Annotated in this window: 15 protein-coding genes; 10 read left to right on the top strand and 5 right to left on the bottom strand. The window is 66.0% G+C overall.

Annotation, left to right across the window (positions count from 1 at the left end; translation table 11 throughout):
- Positions 1–22: 22 nt before the first annotated feature.
- Positions 23–916, top strand: coding sequence for a KPN_02809 family neutral zinc metallopeptidase (ypfJ, locus tag ACQY4T_RS09260; protein WP_428540566.1), 894 nt, complete (start codon positions 23–25; stop codon positions 914–916).
- A gap of 3 nt (positions 917–919) precedes the next feature.
- Complete coding sequence (locus ACQY4T_RS09255) at positions 920–1,315, top strand: lysozyme inhibitor LprI family protein (RefSeq protein WP_428540563.1); 396 nt, start codon at positions 920–922, stop codon at positions 1,313–1,315.
- An 11-nt stretch (positions 1,316–1,326) separates the two neighbouring features.
- Here ACQY4T_RS09255 and ACQY4T_RS09250 read toward each other — a convergent pair whose 3' ends face one another.
- A complete protein-coding gene (locus ACQY4T_RS09250) occupies positions 1,327–2,259 on the bottom strand; it encodes a LysR family transcriptional regulator (protein ID WP_428540560.1) in 933 nt (310 codons plus the stop codon).
- Positions 2,260–2,486: 227 nt separating this feature from the next.
- Here ACQY4T_RS09250 and ACQY4T_RS09245 point away from each other — a divergent pair, with 227 nt between their 5' ends.
- The 8 genes from ACQY4T_RS09245 to ppdK all read left to right on the top strand — a co-directional run bounded on the left by ACQY4T_RS09245 (position 2,487) and on the right by ppdK (position 13,328).
- Positions 2,487–3,182, top strand: a complete 696-nt coding sequence (locus tag ACQY4T_RS09245; protein WP_428540557.1) for a glutathione S-transferase family protein — start codon at positions 2,487–2,489, stop codon at positions 3,180–3,182.
- A 296-nt stretch (positions 3,183–3,478) separates the two neighbouring features.
- Complete coding sequence (locus ACQY4T_RS09240; RefSeq protein ID WP_428540554.1) at positions 3,479–4,438, top strand: D-2-hydroxyacid dehydrogenase; 960 nt, start codon at positions 3,479–3,481, stop codon at positions 4,436–4,438.
- 472 nt (positions 4,439–4,910) lie between these two features.
- Positions 4,911–6,065, top strand: a complete 1,155-nt coding sequence (locus ACQY4T_RS09235) for an ISNCY family transposase (protein ID WP_428538118.1) — start codon at positions 4,911–4,913, stop codon at positions 6,063–6,065.
- A gap of 396 nt (positions 6,066–6,461) precedes the next feature.
- Positions 6,462–7,325, top strand: a complete 864-nt coding sequence (locus ACQY4T_RS09230; protein WP_428542777.1) for a glycine--tRNA ligase subunit alpha — start codon at positions 6,462–6,464, stop codon at positions 7,323–7,325.
- A gap of 489 nt (positions 7,326–7,814) precedes the next feature.
- The gene (locus tag ACQY4T_RS09225; RefSeq protein WP_428540551.1) at positions 7,815–8,075 is read left to right on the top strand and encodes a type II toxin-antitoxin system VapB family antitoxin; all 261 of its coding nucleotides are present in this window, start codon (positions 7,815–7,817) and stop codon (positions 8,073–8,075) included.
- Complete coding sequence (locus ACQY4T_RS09220) at positions 8,072–8,467, top strand: type II toxin-antitoxin system VapC family toxin (protein WP_428540548.1); 396 nt, start codon at positions 8,072–8,074, stop codon at positions 8,465–8,467. The genes ACQY4T_RS09225 and ACQY4T_RS09220 overlap by 4 nt, the downstream gene beginning before the upstream one ends.
- Positions 8,467–10,647, top strand: a complete 2,181-nt coding sequence (gene glyS, locus ACQY4T_RS09215) for a glycine--tRNA ligase subunit beta (protein WP_428540545.1) — start codon at positions 8,467–8,469, stop codon at positions 10,645–10,647. The genes ACQY4T_RS09220 and glyS overlap by 1 nt, the downstream gene beginning before the upstream one ends.
- 11 nt (positions 10,648–10,658) lie before the next feature.
- On the top strand, positions 10,659–13,328 hold the full coding sequence (ppdK, locus tag ACQY4T_RS09210) for a pyruvate, phosphate dikinase (protein ID WP_428540542.1): 2,670 nt from the start codon (positions 10,659–10,661) through the stop codon (positions 13,326–13,328).
- Between the two features lie 190 nt (positions 13,329–13,518).
- Here ppdK and ACQY4T_RS09205 read toward each other — a convergent pair.
- The 4 genes from ACQY4T_RS09205 to ACQY4T_RS09190 form a co-directional block, all read right to left on the bottom strand.
- Positions 13,519–14,588, bottom strand: a protein-coding gene (locus ACQY4T_RS09205; RefSeq protein WP_428531896.1) for an IS630 family transposase whose coding sequence is annotated in 2 segments (ribosomal slippage) — positions 13,519–14,099 and positions 14,099–14,588 — 1,071 coding nt in all. Because the reading frame shifts where the segments join, the coding sequence is not laid out codon by codon here.
- A 136-nt stretch (positions 14,589–14,724) separates the two neighbouring features.
- Positions 14,725–16,260, bottom strand: coding sequence for an amidohydrolase family protein (locus tag ACQY4T_RS09200; protein WP_428540539.1), 1,536 nt, complete (start codon positions 16,258–16,260; stop codon positions 14,725–14,727).
- A 19-nt stretch (positions 16,261–16,279) separates the two neighbouring features.
- Entirely contained in the window at positions 16,280–17,101 is an 822-nt protein-coding gene (locus ACQY4T_RS09195; RefSeq protein ID WP_428540536.1) for an ABC transporter ATP-binding protein, read from the bottom strand.
- The gene (locus ACQY4T_RS09190; protein WP_428540533.1) at positions 17,094–18,026 is read right to left on the bottom strand and encodes an ABC transporter permease; all 933 of its coding nucleotides are present in this window, start codon (positions 18,024–18,026) and stop codon (positions 17,094–17,096) included. Before ACQY4T_RS09190 ends, ACQY4T_RS09195 begins: the two co-directional genes overlap by 8 nt.
- Positions 18,027–18,034 lie beyond the last annotated feature (8 nt).

Raw genomic sequence — 18,034 nt, 5'->3', positions numbered from 1 at the left:
CAGCGCGGAACGGAGAAGCCCGATGCGGGAAGATGACCTCAGAGCCTCGCAGAACGTCGATGACCGCCGCGGCCAAGGCGGCGGCATCGCCGGCGGCCGCATGCCGATTGGCCGCGGCGGTCTCGGCATCGGCACCGTCGTCATCCTCGGCCTGATCGGTTGGGCGCTCGGCATCAATCCCGCCGTGCTCATCAGCGGCGCCGAAATGGTCGCCGGCGGCGGCGCCGCCCCAATGACGCAGCCGTCCGCGCGCCACACCGCGCCGAACGACAAGACCGGCGTCTTCGTCGCCAGGATCCTCGGTGAGACCGAGGACGTGTGGTCCAAGGAACTCCCGGCTCAGGCCAACGTCGCCTACCAGAAACCCACCCTGGTGCTGTTCTCCGGCGCCACCACATCGGCTTGCGGCACGGCGCGGACCGCCACCGGACCGTTCTACTGCCCAAACGATCGAAAGGTCTATCTCGACGCCCAGTTCTTCCAGGACATGAAGCGGCGCTTCGGGGCCGACGGCGACTTCGCCGACGCCTACGTCATCGCCCACGAAATCGGCCACCACGTGCAGAACCTGCTCGGATTGTTGTCCAAGGTGCAGGCGGCGCAACGCAATGCGCCGAACCAGGCCACCGCCAACGCGCTGTCGGTGCGTAACGAACTGATGGCCGATTGTCTCGCCGGCGTCTGGGCCAACAAGATGAACCAGCGCCACGCCAACATCGATGACGCCGACGTCCGCCAGGCGATCACCGCGGCAACCGCGATCGGCGATGACAGGATGCAGCAACAGACCCGCGGCGTGGCGGTGCCCGACAGCTTCACCCACGGCTCCTCCGCCCAACGGGTACGCTGGCTGACCACCGGCCTGCGCAGCGGAACCATCAGAAGCTGCGATACCTTTTCCGCGCAGCAGCCATAACGGGTGGCCAACCTGAAGCATGTCGTATCGCTGTGCGCCATCGCGGCGCTGATGCCCAGCGGTCCCGCTCCGGCCTCCGAACGATGGACCCAAGACCACGACACCTGCAACCAGCAGAGCACCACCTATGATATCGCCACCTGCATCGACACCCGCGCAAAGCTCTGGGACCAGCGGCTCAACCAGGCCTACCGGCAGGTGCTGACGATGCTGCAGGATGAACCGGCCAGAGCCGCCGCACTGCGCGCCGCTCAGCGATCATGGCTGCGCTACCGCGATGACAACTGCGCGTTCTACCAGACCGAAACCGGCACCATCCGCATGATCGAAGTGGCGGCCTGTCACCGCGACATGACCCAGGACCGGGCGATCGAGCTGCAACGCGAAGGCCCGCACTGATCACCGAAGCGCTACTCCCCCACCAGCGCCTCGCCCCGCAACAGCGGCGATCCGGCGAACGCCGCCGCCAGGAAATCGATCATCGCCTGCACCTTGGCGGAGACCTGCCGACGCGACGGATACACCGCATGGATCGGCAGCGCACTCGGTTCGAACGCATCCAGAATGATCTGCACGCGCCCGGAACTGATTTCATCGGTAAACATCCACACCGGGATCACCGCGATGCCCGCGCCGTTGACCACCGCCTCGCGCACCGCCTCTGAATTGTCGACCCGCAAACGCCCCCGCACATCGACGCTGATCGGCCCGTCCGGACCGCCGAAATGCCACCGGTTGCCGGTCGCCAGACGCGTATAGACCACGCACTCGTGCTGCTTCAGATCGGCCGGCGTCATCGGCCGCCCGCGCCGCCCGAGATACTCGGCCGATGCCACCGTCACCCGCCGCGTGGTGCCGATCCGGCGCGCGATCAACGACGGGTCCGCCAACATGCCAACCCGGATCACCAGGTCCAGCCCCTGGCCCACAAGATCGACGAACGCATCGTTCATCGCCAACTCGACCTCCACCTCGGGATACCGCGCCAGAAACGCCGGCATCCGAGGCGCCACGTGCAGCCGCCCGAAGGCCACCGGCGCGCCCAGCCGAAGCGATCCGGTCGGCTGGCCGTGCCGGCGCCCGACGCAGGCCTCGGCCTCGGTGATCGCCTCCAGCGCTCGCATCGCCTGGATGTAGAACGCCCGCCCGTCGTCGGTCAGCGTCACCGCTCGGCTGGACCGGTTCAGCAGCCGAACCCCGAGATAGGCCTCCAGCGCCGCCACGGTCCGACTGACCGTCGGCTGCGTGCTGGCCCGCTCCCGCGCCACGCTGCTGAAGCCACCCGTCTCGGCGACCCGAACGAACAGCTTCATGCCCGACAGCAGGTCCACTGGGCGCCTCATTCATACATCGAACGTATGCTTCCTATCCAACCAAGCGGACTTCCCTTATGCAAGCGCATGCAACACGCTGTTTACCGCGCGCGGTACGTGCTGCCTGGCGATCCGGCCGGCACGACCAACCACTAGCCTCCAGCCCTGGCGCCACCGCCACGGTTCCAGCGACCGGCGCGTCGGTCGAAGCAGCCGAAGCCCGACCAGACCTCCAACAAGCCCGCGAAAGGCTCAACATGATCCGGTTCTACTTTCACCCGACGCCAAACCCCGCCAAGGTCGCCCTGTTCCTCGAGGAAGCCGACCTGCAATACCAACTCGTGCCGGTCGACACCCGGCAAGGCGAGCAGCACGAGGCATCGTTTCGCGCGATCAATCCGAACGGCAAGCTGCCGGCCATCGTCGACACCGACGGCGGCAAGGAGATCCGGGTGTTCGATTCGACCGCCATCCTGATCTACCTGGCGGAAAAAACCGGCCGGTTCACCGGCTCCCCAGCAGATCGCGGCGAACTGCTGTCGTGGCTGATGTTCATCGCCTCGGGGATCGGCCCTTATTCCGGCCAGGCGGTGCATTTCCAGCGTGCCGCCCCCGAACAACTGCCCTACGCCATCAACCGCTATCGCCGCGAGGCGGAACGTCACTACCAGGTGCTGGAGCAACACCTGGTGGGACGCACGTTCATCGTCGGCGACAGCTATACCATCGCCGATATCTCGGCCTGGGGCTGGCTCGATCGCGCCCCCGTCGTGCTCGGCGGCAGCGATCCGCTGGCGCCCTACCCCAACCTGAAACGCTGGTTCCAGGCGATCGACGCCCGTCCCGCCGTGGCGCGTGCCCGCAAAGTCGGCTCCGAGCACAGCTTCAAACAGGAGATGGACAACGACGCCAAGCGCGCGATGTTCCCGTCGAACTACCCCAACGCGGCTTGAACCGCGCGGCATGCTGAGCGGACCGGCCCGCGCACCATGCCGCCCCCGGGGCGTCGGCTGCTCCGCCCCAACACTACGATCCGAATAGCGTTACCCGCATGGCGCGGCCCGGGCGGCACGATCCGAATAGCGCTACCCGCATGGCGCGGCCCGGATGGCACGATCCGAATAGCGTTACCCGCATGGCGCGGCCCGAATGGCACCACATGCCCGGCGGACCCGCCGCCCCGAGGCGCCTGCGATAGGCGTCTTGCCGCGACCGGGCTAACCTCGGCTCACATCTCAGGAGCCCGTTGATGCGCAACCTGCCTCGCCTGCTGCTGTGGACCGACGCGTCCCAACACTATGCCGATGCAATCGCCGCGACCGGCCTGGCCGATCGCGTGCTGATCGATCCGCTGACCCGCAAAACCACACCATCCGATGCGCAGCGGGCGGAAACCAACGTCCTGCTCGCCGCCGGCGTCCCGCCCGGGCTGTTGCGCACGATGCCGAATTTGCGCTGGGCGCAGTCGCTCACCGCCGGGGTCGAGGGCTGGCTTGGCCTGCCCGACCTGCCCGCCGGCCTCACCCTGACCTGCGCCAGGGGCACCCACCGCCAGTCGATGCCAGAGAACATCCTCGGCGCGCTGTTTCACATTACCAAGTCCTATGCCGGGATCGCCGAGGATCAGCGCCAAAGCCTGTGGCGCCATCGCGTCGCCACCCCGCTAAACGGCAAGACGCTCGGCATTCTTGGCCTCGGCGCGATCGGTCAGGACGTGGCGCGGCTGGCCAGCGCACTCGGAATGCGGGTGATCGGCACCCGGCGCCGGCCGGCGCCGATGCACGACGTGGCCGAGGTGCTGCCGTCCGAACGCACCGCCGAGGTGCTGGCGCAGTCCGACTTCGTGCTGTTGCTGCTGCCCGCCACGCCCGAGACCGATAATTTCATCGACGCCGAACGACTTGCCCAGATGAAGCCGTCGGCATGGCTGCTGAATTTCGGCCGCGGCCACCTGATCAACGACCACGACCTGGTCGCCGCGGTGGCCGCCAAACAGATCGCCGGCGCGATCCTGGATGTCTTCCGCGAGGAACCGTTGCCGAAGCAGCACCCGTTCTGGACCACCGATGGCATCCTCGTGCTGCCCCATATCGGCGGGCCCCACCCGGACCGTGACAGCATCGTCGCCGGCCTGTTCGTCGCGAACCTGGAACGCTTCCTTAATGACCAGCCGCTGACCCAGGTCGTGGACCGCACCGCCGGCTACTGACCTCCGCGATCCTTGGTCAGAGGGCCGACCCCTGACGGCGGTCCCCAGCGGCGGTTCCCCCAGCGGTGGTTCCCCCAGCGGTGGTTCCCCCAGCTGTGGTTCCCCCAGCGGTGGTTCCCCCAGCGGTGGTTCCCCCAGCGGTGGTTCCCCCAGCGGTGGTTCCCCCAGCGGTGGTTCCCCCAGCGGCGGTTCCCCCAGCGGCGGTTCCCCTAGCGGCGGTCCCCAGCGTCGGTTCCCCTAGCGGCGGTCCCCAGCGTCGGTTCCCAGCGGCGGTTCCCAGCGGCGGTTCCTATCGGCGGTCCCACGAATGTGCGCAACGGCGCAACAGTGCGCTTCATCGCGGCGCCCCGGCGGCACGGTGTTGGGAGCGCGTGATCTGTCCGTGTTTGTTAGCGCGTGAAATGTCCGGAATGTTCGCCGCCTGTTCGAGAGGTAGGACATGCGGCGACAACGGGCTTTGTGGGGTGTTTTCGTGAGCCGGTTCGAGGCCGCGCTGGAGCGCTTTCGCCATCGGCGTCTGAGCGCCGATCAGGCCGGGGACCTGCTTGGTGTATCGGGTCGGCAGTTCCGCCGTATGTGCGTCCGGTTTGACGACGAAGGCGTCGAGGGACTGCGCGACCGGGGCCTAGGGACGGCGTCGCCGCGGCGTGCTGACACCACGGAGATCGGTCGGATGTGCGCGCTGTATCGTGACCGATATCGGGATTTCTCGGTCAAGCACTTCCACGAGACAGCGCGCCGCGAGCACAACTACAAGCTCTGTTACACGGTCACCCGGCTGGCGCTGCAATCGGCTGGACTGGTGCAAAAGGCGACGCTGCGGGGCAAGCACCGCAAGAAGCGCGAGCGGCGGCCGCTGCCTGGCATGCTGCTGTTCCAGGACGGCTCGACGCATTGCTGGCTACCCGGCACCGCCGCCCAGCAGGACCTGATCGTCACCCTCGATGATGCCACCGGGCACATCACCTCGATCTTCCTGACCGAGCAAGAAGGCACCATGTCGAGCCTGCGGGGACTGGCTGAAACGATCCAGCGGCACGGGCTTTTCGGGGCGTTCTACACCGATCGCGGCTCGCATTATTTCCTGACGCCGGAGGCCAGTGGCAAAGTCGACAAACAGAACCTCACCCAGGTCGGCCGCGCCCTGGCACAGCTCGGCATCCGCCACATCCCGTCCTATTCGCCCGAAGCGCGCGGTCGCATGGAGCGGGCTTTCGGCACGCTGCAAGGTCGTCTTCCTCAGCAACTGCGGATCCGCGGGCTGGCCAGCGCCGAGGTTGCGAACGTGTATCTACGAGAGGTCTTCATGCCCGACTTCAATGCCCGCTTCGGCGTCGCGGCATCCGAGGCAGGATCCGCCTTTGTCGCCTATGTCGGCGCTCCGTTGGCGGATACGCTGTGCCTGCAAGAGGATCGCCGTGTCGGGCGGGACAACTGCGTGTCATGGCGCGGCAAAACGCTGCAGATCCCCGAGCAGACACACCGCCATCACTACGTCCGGGCGACGATCCGGGTGCATGAATACCCTGATGGCGGTCTGGCGATCTTCGATGGGCCGCGCTGCTTGGGCCGCTATGACCGCGACGCCGTAGCCATCCAACCAACCGTTCCGAGGGCCGCCGCATGACCATGCCATTCAACACTCCGGCGCATCAAAAACCACCGAGATGGACATTTGATTTGTTTTATCAGGCGGACATCTTCACGCGTCACGGACAGGTTCGAATCCGATGGCCGCGATCTGTTCTTTTGCGGTGGCGGAAGCAGCGGAAAAGTGAGGACTGCGCGTCGACCCCGATAAGGATACGGGCCCGGTTCAAACCCACGACTTGAGGCCGCTTCATCTGAATGGCAGCTGCTAGCATGCGCGTCCGCCGCCTGGTTCGGCCGCCGTCCAGGTCCGGCTTGTCGCCGATCGGTGAGAATGCTTAATGCTGTCCCGCCGCTCGCATCCCTGCAGCGCTTGCCCAGCGGCTTTTATCCGGCTGCGGAACAGCAGCAGCACCATACCGCCAGGACCACGATGATCGCCGCCGGCCCCAGCTTCCAGGATCTTATCCTCCGCCTGCACCAGTTCTGGGCGGCTCAGGATTGCGTCATCCTGCAGCCCTATGACGTCGAAATGGGCGCTGGCACGTTCCACCCGGCGACCACCTTGCGCGCCCTTGGTCCCAAGCCTTGGCGTGCCGCCTATGTGCAGCCCAGCCGACGTCCGACTGATGGCCGCTACGGCGAGAACCCCAACCGGCTGCAGCACTATTACCAATACCAGGTGATCATGAAGCCGAGCCCGGCCGATGCTCAGGAGCTGCTGCTGGCGTCGTACCGCGAGATCGGCCTCGATCCCCTGCTGCACGATTTCCGCTTCGTCGAGGACGATTGGGAAAGCCCGACGCTCGGGGCCTGGGGCTTGGGGTGGGAGGTCTGGTGCGACGGAATGGAGGTCGGCCAGTTCACCTATTTTCAGCAGGTCGGCGGCATTCCGGTGACTTTTCCCAGCTTTGAGATGACCTATGGGCTGGAACGTCTAGCGATGTATGTGCAGGACAAGGACAACATCTTCGACCTGAATTTCAATGCCGCCGGGGTGACCTACGGCGACGTTTTCCTGCGCGCCGAGCGCGAATACAGCGCCTACAATTTCGAGTTCGCCGGTACCGCCATGCTATCCCGCCACTTCGCCGACGCCGAGGCCGAATGTGCCGCGCTACTGACGGGCAAACTGGCGCTGCCAGCCTACGACCAGTGCATCAAGGCCAGCCATCTGTTCAACCTGCTCGACGCCCGCGGCGTGATCAGCGTCACCGAACGCGCCAGCTACATCGCCCGGGTTCGGGCGCTGGCGAGGGGCTGCTGCGACGCCTGGGTGGGCGGGGAGGCGGAATGACCGGCCCGACGCCAAAGCAAGGCCGATGACATTCCCCCGCTCACGTCCTATTTCTACCATCCGCATAGTTTGTTCTACCGAGGCACGACAATGGGAACGCAACTGAACATCAAAAGCGAGAACGCCTATCGTTCGGCGCCGCGGTCCTCCGAACTGACCGGTGAGAGTCTGCGACGGTCGTGCCAGAGGCTTTTCGCGAACCGCCGGATTGGCAAGCGCAAACCCACACCGACGATGAACGCATTCGCCGGATCCGCGCGATAACCGCCGATCCCCGCGCCGCGATGGCTGATCACCCGCCATGTTCCGATCATAGTTGGCTTTATGACGACGAGACGGGTCTTGCTCTGTGATCGTGGATCTTGACGAGCCTGAGGAACATCGAAACACCTTCTCCTCTCAGGCGCGAACCTTGCTGAAAGCTCATGACATGCACGGGCTTTTGTTGTAGTTCTACCATTGTCACAGTTATTCTACCAAGGCGAGACCATGGGTGCGCAACTTAACATCAAAAGTGAGGATGCCTACCGTCTGGCATCCCAACTGTCGGAACTGACCGGGGAAAGCCTCACCACGGTGGTGACTCAAGCTCTGCGAACGGAACTCGATCGCGAACAGCGTCGGCGCGACAAAGCCGCCTTGGAGGAGAAACTCTGGTCGATCGCCGGCGAGATAAAGGCCAACATGCCGGACGATATGACCTCTGACCACGGCTGGCTGTACGACCAGGAGACCGGCCTGCCGGGGTGATCATCGATTCATCGGCGATACTCGCGATCGTTTTGCGAGAGCCTGATGGTCGGCGATATCTTACGGCCGTATTAGACGGCGAGCATCGCAGGATGTCGGTCTCGAATTGGCTTGAGGTAACCATGGTGGTGGATCGCCGCGGCAACGCGCTTGCTGTGAACTTCCTTGAGGAATTCATGTTGAATGCAGCAATCGAATTGATGCCGGTGTCGGTCTCGCAGGCAGCGATCGCGCGCCTCGCGTGGCGGACGTTTGGCCGCGGCGTGCACCCGGCCAGGCTGAACTACGGCGACTGCTTCGCCTACGCACTGGCCAAGGAGACCCGCGAGCCGCTGCTGTTCAAGGGCAACGATTTTGCTCGCACCGACATCGAGCCGGCGCTGAAAGACTGATGGCCGAACTGTTCGTGGAACTGTTCAGCGAAGAAATCCCCGCCCGCATGCAGCGCGGCGCGGCGGCGGAGCTGGAGCGGGCGATCGCCACCACCTTGGCCGCGATCAACCCCGGCAACCTCACTAGCTGGTTCGGGCCGCGCCGTATCGCCCTGCGCGCCGAGGTCGCCGCGGAAGTCCAGGCCGCCAGCAGCAGCGAACGCGGGCCTCGGGCCAGCGCGCCGGAGCAGGCACTGGCCGGCTTCCTGCGCAAGCACAACGCCAGCCGCGAGCAGTTGCGTCAGGACGGCGACTACTGGGTGCTGGACAAATCCGCCGCCGCGGTGTCTGCCGCCGCGCTGATCGCCGGCGCCATGCCGGGTCTGTTGCGCCGCTTTGCCTGGCCGAAATCGATGCGCTGGGGCGCCGGCAGCGGCTTCGTCTGGGTGCGGCCGCTGCGCCGCATCGTCTGTCTGCTGGATGGCGCGGTGGTGGCGTTCGACCTGCGCGACGGCGCCGATGACGGCCACGGTCTGGCCAGCGCCGCGCTGACCGAGGGGCATCGCTTCCACGCCCCCGGCGCCTTCGCCGTGGCCTCCGCCGCCGACTGGCGCGGCAAGCTGGCCGAACATCGCGTGCTGGTGGATGCCGCCGACCGCAAGTGGGTGATCGCCGAACGCCTCGCCGGGCTGGCGGCGGAACGGCGGCTGGCGGTGGTGGAGGATGCCGCCCTGCTGGACGAGGTCGCCGGGCTGGTGGAATGGCCGGTGCCGCATCTGGGCCGCATCGCCGAGACGTACATGGACCTGCCGCCCGAGGTGATGCAGGTCTCGATGCGGGTCAACCAGCGCTACTTCGCGCTGCGCGAGCCCGATGGCGCCGCCGCGCCGTGGTTCGGCTTCGTCGCCAACATCCAGGCCGAGGACAACGGTGCGGCGATCATCGCCGGCAACGAGCGGGTGCTGCGCGCCCGCTTCGCCGATGCCAGGCATTTCTGGGACCTCGACCGCGCCACTAGGCTGGATCAGCGGATCGCGGCGCTCGACAAGGTGACGTTCCACGCCAAGCTCGGCACCCAGGGCGAACGGGTGCGCCGGCTGGGGACGCTCGCCGCCGCCATTGCGCCGCTGGTCGGTGCCGATCCGGCGATGGCGGCGCGCGCCGCCGAGTTGGCGAAAGCCGACCTGGTGTCGGGCACGGTGGGGGAGTTCCCCGAACTGCAAGGGGTGATGGGGCGCTACTACGCGCTGCACGACGGCGAACCGCCCGCGGTCGCCGACGCCATTCGCGACCACTACGCACCACGCGGACCGAACGAACCGGCGCCCAGCGCGCCGGTGTCGGTCGCGGTGGCGCTGGCCGACAAGCTCGACCAGCTGACCGCCTTCTTTGCAATCGGCGAGAAGCCGACCGGGTCGGGCGATCCCTATGCGCTGCGCCGCGCCGCGCTGGGCGTGATCCGCATCATCCGCGACAACGGCTTGCGCCTCAGATTGTTGGACATATGTGAAGTTGCTGTGGCTCGCGTTTACGAGAGCATGCGCACCCAACAACATCGGGTCTTGGACGCAGCCCGTCAGGAAGCTCGGCGAAACGGCCTGAGCGGAGGCTCGACGGGATTGGCAGTGTCGTTAAACCAAGCGACGGTGCCCGGATCCGACCGCCGAACTGATCGGATAGCGCTCGACGTGCTCGGGTTTCTCCAGGAACGCCTTAGGGTCCAACTTCGGTCTGACGGACTGCGCCATGACGTTCTAGAGGCAATTCTCTGCGCTCATTGGGACGACGACCTTGTTCGAACCATGTCGCGGGCTGGCGCGATCACTGCCCTGCTCCGGTCGGAAGACGGCGCCAACCTGCTGACCGCCTATCGCCGCGCCGCCAACATCCTGCGCATCGAGGAACGCAAGGACGGTCCGTTCGACCAGCCGCCACAGCCGGGACTCTACCGCGAACCGGCCGAAACCGACCTGGATCGCGCTCTGCAAGCGTGCCACGGGGTCGGCCCGCTGCTGGACCAGGAGCAATACGGTGCGGCGATGACCACACTGGCCGGGCTGCGCACGTCGTTGGACGCGTTCTTCGAAAAAGTCACCGTGAACGCCGCTGAAGCGGAATTGCGCGGCAACCGTTTGCGCTTGCTCAATCAAGTGCGATCTATCATGGATCAGATCGCCGATTTTTCCCGAATTGAAGGCTAGGTGAGGTCCGCATGTCCAAGTGGGTTTACAGCTTCGGCGCCGGTCACAAGGAAGGCCGAGCGGATATGCGCAACCTGCTGGGGGGCAAGGGCGCCAATCTGGCGGAAATGGCCTCGATCGGGCTGCCGGTGCCGCCGGGCTTCACCATCTCGACCGAGGTCTGCACCGCGTTCTACGACAACCAGAAGAACTATCCCGACGACCTGAAGGGCCAGGTCGAGGCGGCGCTGGCGATCGTCGAGAAGGCGGTCGGGCTGAAATTCGACGACAAGGCGCACCCGCTGCTGGTCTCGGTGCGATCGGGTGCGCGGGTGTCGATGCCGGGAATGATGGACACCGTCTTGAACCTCGGGCTGAACGACGCAACGGTGGAGGGGCTGGGCAAGGCCGCCGACGATCCGCGCTTTGCCTGGGATTCCTACCGCCGCTTCATCCAGATGTATGGCTCCGTGGTGCTGGGGGTCGATCATCACCGGTTCGAGGAACTGATCGAGCACGCCAAGCTGGACGCCGGCGTGATCGAGGACACCGCGCTGACCGAGACGCATTGGCGCCAGGTGGTTGAGGGCTACAAGGACCTGGTGCACCAGGAGACCGGCAAGCCATTCCCGCAGCAGCCGCATGAGCAGCTTTGGGGCGCCATCGGGGCGGTGTTCGGATCGTGGATGAACCCGCGCGCGATCACCTATCGGCGGCTGCACGACATCCCGGCCGCATGGGGCACCGCGGTCAACGTGCAGGCGATGGTGTTCGGCAACATGGGCGACGACTGCGCCACCGGCGTCTGCTTCACCCGCGACCCGTCCACCGGGGAGAACATGTTCTACGGCGAGTACCTGGTGAACGCCCAGGGCGAGGACGTGGTCGCCGGCATCCGCACGCCGCAGCCGCTGTCGTCCTCGGTCGCCAAGTCGGGCGAGATCCCGCTGGAGCAGGCGATGCCGGAAGCCTATCGCGAACTGATGGCGGTGCGCGAGAAGCTGGAATCCCACTACAAGGACATGCAGGACATCGAGTTCACCGTGCAGCAGAAGAAGCTGTACATGCTGCAGACCCGCAACGGCAAGCGCACCGCCGTGGCGTCGTTGCGCATGGCGGTGGAAATGGCCCACGACGGGCTGATCGACGAAGCCGAGGCGGTGATGCGCGTCAACCCGTCATCGCTGGATCAGCTGCTGCATCCGATGCTGGATCCGAAGGCGCCGCGCACCTTGCTGGGCAAGGGCCTGCCGGCCAGCCCCGGCGCTGCCTCGGGCATCGTGGTGTTCAATTCCGACGAGGCGGAGAGTCGCGCCGCCAAGGGTGAATCGGTGATCCTGGTGCGGATCGAGACCAGCCCCGAGGATATTCACGGCATGCACGCCGCACAAGGCATCCTGACCACGCGTGGCGGCATGACCAGCCACGCCGCGGTGGTGGCGCGCGGCATGGGCCGGCCGTGCGTCGCCGGTGCCGGCGGCATCAGCGTCGATTACAACGCTCAGGTGCTGGCGGCCGGCGGCAAGCAGGTGCGGGCCGGCGAGGTGATCACCCTGGACGGCGCCACCGGCGAGGTGTTCGTGGGTTCGGTGGCGATGATCGAGCCGGCGGTTTCGGGCGATTTCGGCACTTTGATGACGTGGGCCGACAAGCACCGCCGGATGGGGGTGCGGGCCAATGCGGAAACCCCGATGGATGCCGAGACCGCGCGCAAGTTCGGTGCCGAGGGCATCGGGTTGTGCCGCACCGAACACATGTTCTTCGATCCGGAGCGTATCCTGGCGGTGCGCCAGATGATCATCTCGAACAGCGAATCCGGGCGCCGCGCCGCGCTGAGCCGGCTGCTGCCGTTCCAGCGCGAGGATTTCCGCCAGTTGTTCACCATCATGGCCGGGCTGCCGGTGACCATCCGGCTGCTGGACCCGCCGTTGCACGAATTCCTGCCGCATGCCGACCAGGAAATGCAGGAGGTGGCGGACAGCCTGGGCACCGACATCGCCACCATCCGCCAGCGCGCCGACGAACTGGCCGAGGCCAACCCGATGCTGGGCCATCGCGGCTGCCGGTTGGGGGTGTCGTATCCGGAGATCTATGAGATGCAGGCGCGCGCGATCTTTGAAGGCGCGCTCGCGGTTGCCAAGGAAACCGGCAAGGCGCCGCATCCGGAAATCATGATCCCGCTGGTCGGCATGAAGAAGGAACTGGAGATCACTCGCGCCCAGGTGGACAAGATCGCCGCAGAGGTGTTCGCCGAGGCCGGCAGCAAGATCGAATACAGCGTCGGCACGATGATCGAACTGCCCAGGGCGGTGCTGCTGGCCGACCAGATCGCCGGGGCGGCGGACTTTTTCAGTTTCGGCACCAACGATCTGACCCAGACGGTGTTCGGGTTGTCGCGCGACGACGCGGGGAAGTTCCTGCCGCATTACGTCGAGGCCGGCATCCTGCCGAAGGACCCGTTCGTGTCGATTGATGTCGACGGCGTCGGGGCGATGGTGCGGATCGGAGTGGAGAAGGGGCGGGCGGCGAAGAATGACCTGAAGCTGGGCATCTGCGGCGAGCATGGCGGCGATCCGGCTTCGATCCTGTTCTGCGAGCAGGTCGGGCTGGATTATGTCTCGTGCAGCCCGTTCCGGGTGCCGGTTGCGCGGCTGGCGGCGGCGCAGGCGGCGTTGGGGGCGGGGAGTGATCGCACGGCTTGAGCCGTACGGCGCGGATTCCGGGGACGCTCCGTCATCAGGGACTCTCGGATCGCATACGACGGGCTGTCGGTCGATGCGTTGGCGCGTCAGCTGCTTCAGGCGAACGGCATATGAACGCCGAATCCCCTTGCCGCCCCGCCGAGGGACCCCTGACGGTAAAACATAGCAGTTCTTACTAATACCAGCCGCCCTAGACACTGACTGTTGCCCACTCCCTGGTGCCAATGGATCGAATTCGATCTGGATCATCGACCAGCCAGTTCCAGGCCTCTGCGCAAGCCTCGAGAATCTCGTCGTAGCTGTCCCAGACGCAGGCGGAGAGTTTGTTGGCGCGAAGGTAATCCCAGACATTCTCCATCGGGTTGAGTTCCGGGGCGTAGGGCGGCAGCGGCAACAGCACGATGTTGTCGGGCAGCTTGATGTCGCCGCCGCGCTGATGCCACCCGGCGCCGTCACAGATAATCGCCGCGATCGAGCCGGGCGCGACCTGCGTGCTGATCTCGGCGAGGTGCAGGTTCATGCATTCCATGTTGGCGGCTGGCGCGATGATCGCCGCGCCGACACCGCGTGCCGGACAGATCGCGCCAAAGATGTAGGCGGTGTCGTGGCGGTTGTCGCGCAGCATCGGCGGACGCGAACCGACCGGCGCCCAGACATAACTGAGCGAGCCTTTCTGCCCGACCCTGGCCTCATCCTGGAACCAGATCTCCACCGGCGTGGCCGCGGTGCAGCCGTTCAGGGCTTGCTTCAGGCTGGCACCGAAGTTTTTTTAAAAGCCTCCTGCGCCGCCGCATCCTTCCTGGGATGATACGGCCGCGGCTGCAGCTGGGTGAGCTTCAGTTTGTGCAGCCACTTGCCGATCGTGCGTTCGGGTACGGTGACCGAGAACCGCCTTGTCACCTCGGCGCGCAGATCGACACAGCGCCAGCGGATGACCTTATGGATGTTCGGATCAGGCCCGGCGATCACCAGCTCGCGCAGTTCCGCCATCTGCGCCTCGCTCAGTTTGGCGCGCGCCCCCGGTGGCTTGCGCGACACCAGGCCGTCAAGGCCGGCATGGTTATAACGATGCACCCAGTCGCGCAGGGTCTGACGGTCCATGCCCGCCTGGCGCGCGGCATCAAGCCGCGAGACCCCGTCGTGGATCATCGCGATTGCCAACAGCCGCCGGGCCTGGCCGGCGTCGTCGCTCTTCGCCGCCAGGGCACGCAGTTCCGCCGGCGCGTGGTCGATGCGAGTAATTTTGATCGCTGCGCTCATCGCGTCCTCCAATGCAGCGAATCGATGCCGCAGCGAGAGCGAATCGTACTTTCGCGGTCTTGAGAATCGGGGGGCCGAGAAATCTAGCGAGAGTCGTCTTCAGTGGCGGCTGGTATAAGACGAAACGTTCGCTTGTCTAAACCTTCGAGCTCTGGCGGTAGAACGGCACGTGACGCTCCGGCGCATGGTAACTGTCGTAGAAGGCGCGCAAATGCGGCAGCACGGCTTTCGACAGACGGCGACGTTCCATTTCGTCGTCGTTGAGCGGCCGCTTCAGCATATCGCTGATCTGGCGCAGCACCGCGTCGCGATCGATGCGGGTGAAGCGCCCGTCGCGGTAGACGACCTCACCCGCCACCAGCACGGCGCGCACGCCTTCCACCTTGGCGCGCTGGATGACGGCGTCCAGCACCGGCACCTCGGCGTCGAGATAAGGAAAACTGATCTGGTTCCAGTCGATCAGCACCATGTCGGCGCCGCGCCCGACTTCAAGGCGGCCCAGGCTGGCGCCGTATGGCGTGGTCAGCGCGCCGCCCTCACTGGCCATGCGGAACACCTGCGCCATGGTCGGCACCCGATCGTCCATGCCCGGCTCCCGATGCGCGCGCAGCACCATGCGCATTTCCTGCAGCATGTCGCGATCGTCGTTGATGCCGGCTTCGTCCAGCCCGATGGCCACGTTCACGCCGGCGGCTTCCAGGCGGTTCAGCGGCGCCACGCCGGAGCGTAGCCGGAAGTTGGAGCTGCAGTTGTGGCAGACATGGGTGCCGGTTTCGGCGACCTTCTCGATGTCGGATTCGGATAGCCACACGCCGTGCCCCAAAGTCAGTCGCGGTCCCAGCAGGCCAAAGCGCGCGATGTAGTCCAGCGCGGTGCCGCCGCCGCGCCGGCGCGCGTATTCCTTCTGGTACGCCGTCTCCACCAGGTGCATGTGCAGTGGTGCGTCGTAGCGTTCCGACGTCGCCGCGAGCAATTCCAGCGCCTGATCGGAGCACCAGTGCAGGTTTGCCGGTGCCAACTGGATCTTCACGCGGTCCTTGTCGCGGTGCTTGCCGTGCAGGCTGCCGAACAGCGCGATGTTGTCTTCGGCGTCCAGTTCAAAGCGGTCGAAATAGCGCGCCAGCAGCGGCTTTACTTCGGCCGGGACCCGGGCCAGGAAATCCTGGTTCGCTTCGTACACCAGATGGTTCTGGTCGCGCAGTGCAAAGCAATACGACACCCGCATGCCGATCTTTTCGTAGGCCCCGATGACCTGCTCGGCGCGCGCCTCCACCGCCGGCAGCTTGCCCGGCATCCAGCCGTGGATGTGCTGCACGGTGGTGATGCCGGAGGCGATCATTTCGAACGCCGAGTAAAGCGTGTCGAGATAAAGATCGATATCGCGGGTTACCATTCGGGTGCCGAACCAAAGTTCCAGCGGCATGTCGGGGGAACCGAGCTGCAGCGGCGTCAGACCAACATGGTGGTGGCCGTTGACGAAGCCGGGCAGCAGCACCTCGTTGCCGCTGCCCATCACGGCAGTGTCGGGATGCTGGCGAATCAAGTCATCGAACGCCCCGATCGCCGTTATCACACCGTCGCGTTGCAGCACCGCGCCGTTTTCGATCTGCTCCCAACCGTGCCGGTCCAGCGCGCGGGTGATGACGTATTTGCCTCGGATGATACTCTGCATCGGCGGTTTCCTCGAATGATCAGCCGGCTCCGCTCAGCGCTTCCTGTTCGGCGAAGGCGCGGTCCACCTCGTCTTGCAGCAGCGCGGTGAGTTGGCGGCGCAGCGCGATCGCTTGTTGACCTTCCAGGTCGCGCGGCCGCGGCATGTCCACCGCGATCGTGGCCTTGATCCGGCCGGGACGCGCGGTGAACACGGCGATGCGGTCGGACAGCGCGATCGCCTCGTCGATGTGGTGCGTCACGAACAGCACCGAGGCGCCGGTGGCGTGCCACACGTCAAGCAGGAAGCCTTGCATCTTGGCGCGGGTCTGCACGTCCAATGCGGCGAACGGTTCATCCATCAGCAGCACTTTGGGGCGCATCGCCATCGCCCGCGCCACCGCGACGCGCTGGCGCATGCCGCCCGACAGCTCATCCGGCCGCTTGTCGAACGCCTCCGACAGCCCAGCGCGCGCCAGCACCTCGCGCGCCACGGTGGTGCGTTCGGCCACGCTCGCGCCGCGCAGCGTCAGGCCGAAGGTCACATTCTGCCAGACCGAAAGCCAGGGCAGCAGCGAGGCTTCCTGAAAGATCAGGCTGCGCTCCGGCCCCGGCCCGGACACCGGCGCGCCATGGGCGTCGATGCGGCCCTCGGTGGGTTGTTCCAGCCCGGCCACCAGATAGAGCAGCGTGCTCTTGCCGCAGCCGGAGGGGCCGAGCAGGGAGACGAACTCGCCGGGGGCGACGTCGAGCGAGATGCCGCGCAGCGCCTCATGCGCGCGTGTCGTTCCAGCGGCCCAGGTCTTGCCCACGCCGCGGCACGAAACGGCAGCGTGGGCTGCCGCCATTACACCGTCAGCCACCGCCCATGTTCCCCTGTCCGCGCGGCACCCAATACAGGATGCGCGATTGCATCGAGCGCAGCGCGAAATCGAACACGAAGCCGATCACTCCGATCAGCACGATGGTGAAAAACACCAGGCCGGGATTGAAGGTATTGCGCGCCATCATGATCACCTGGCCGAGCCCGTAGCCGACGCCGGTGGCTTCGGCGATCAGCACCACCATCCAGGCGCCGAACAGGTTCAGCCGCAGCACGATCAGCAACCCCGGCAGGATCGCCGGCAGGATCACCCGCAGGAAGATCTGCCGGCGATTGGCGCCCATGATCCGCGCCACGTTGATGTAGTTGCGGTTCACTGCGTCGATCTGGGTGATCGTCGCCAGCACCATGGTGAAGAACAGCGCGATGAAAACCATGAACACCGCCGGCTTGTTGCCGATGCCGAACAGGAAGATCGCGACCGGCAGCCAGGCCACCGGCGACACCGGCGCCAGCAGCGTGACGGTGGGTAGCACCAGCTTCTCCACCGGCGCCCAATAGCGGATGGCGATGCCCACGGCGAGGCTGGCCACGGTGGCAAGAAACAGCCCGGCGAGCACCCGCATGATCGAGGCCGCGCAAGTGATCAGCACCGCCATGCCGGGAGATGGGCCGGAATTCGGATCGACCCCGATCTGCCAGCGCTCCGCGGTGTTGAAGAACTGCGCCTGTTCGGCGAAATGCCCCAAGAAGATGTGCGGCGGCGGCAGCAGGCGCGGATCGGCCCAGCCGATAGACCAAAGCAATTCCCAGATCCCGGCGAAGAAGCCGATCGACACGCAGGTCCAGAACAGCCGCGGCGCCATGTCACGGCCCCAGCGCAGCATCGCATCCGCGCGACGCGGCGCTGCCCGTGCCGCGTGGCGTTGCTGCAACCCGGGCAGGTCGGTGGCCGCTTCGCTCATGCGAAAAC

The sequence above is a fragment of the Rhodopila sp. genome (assembly GCF_965277825.1).
In the GTDB taxonomy this organism is placed as follows: Bacteria; Pseudomonadota; Alphaproteobacteria; order Acetobacterales; family Acetobacteraceae; genus Rhodopila.
This window is presented reverse-complemented; position numbering and strand designations above follow the sequence as displayed.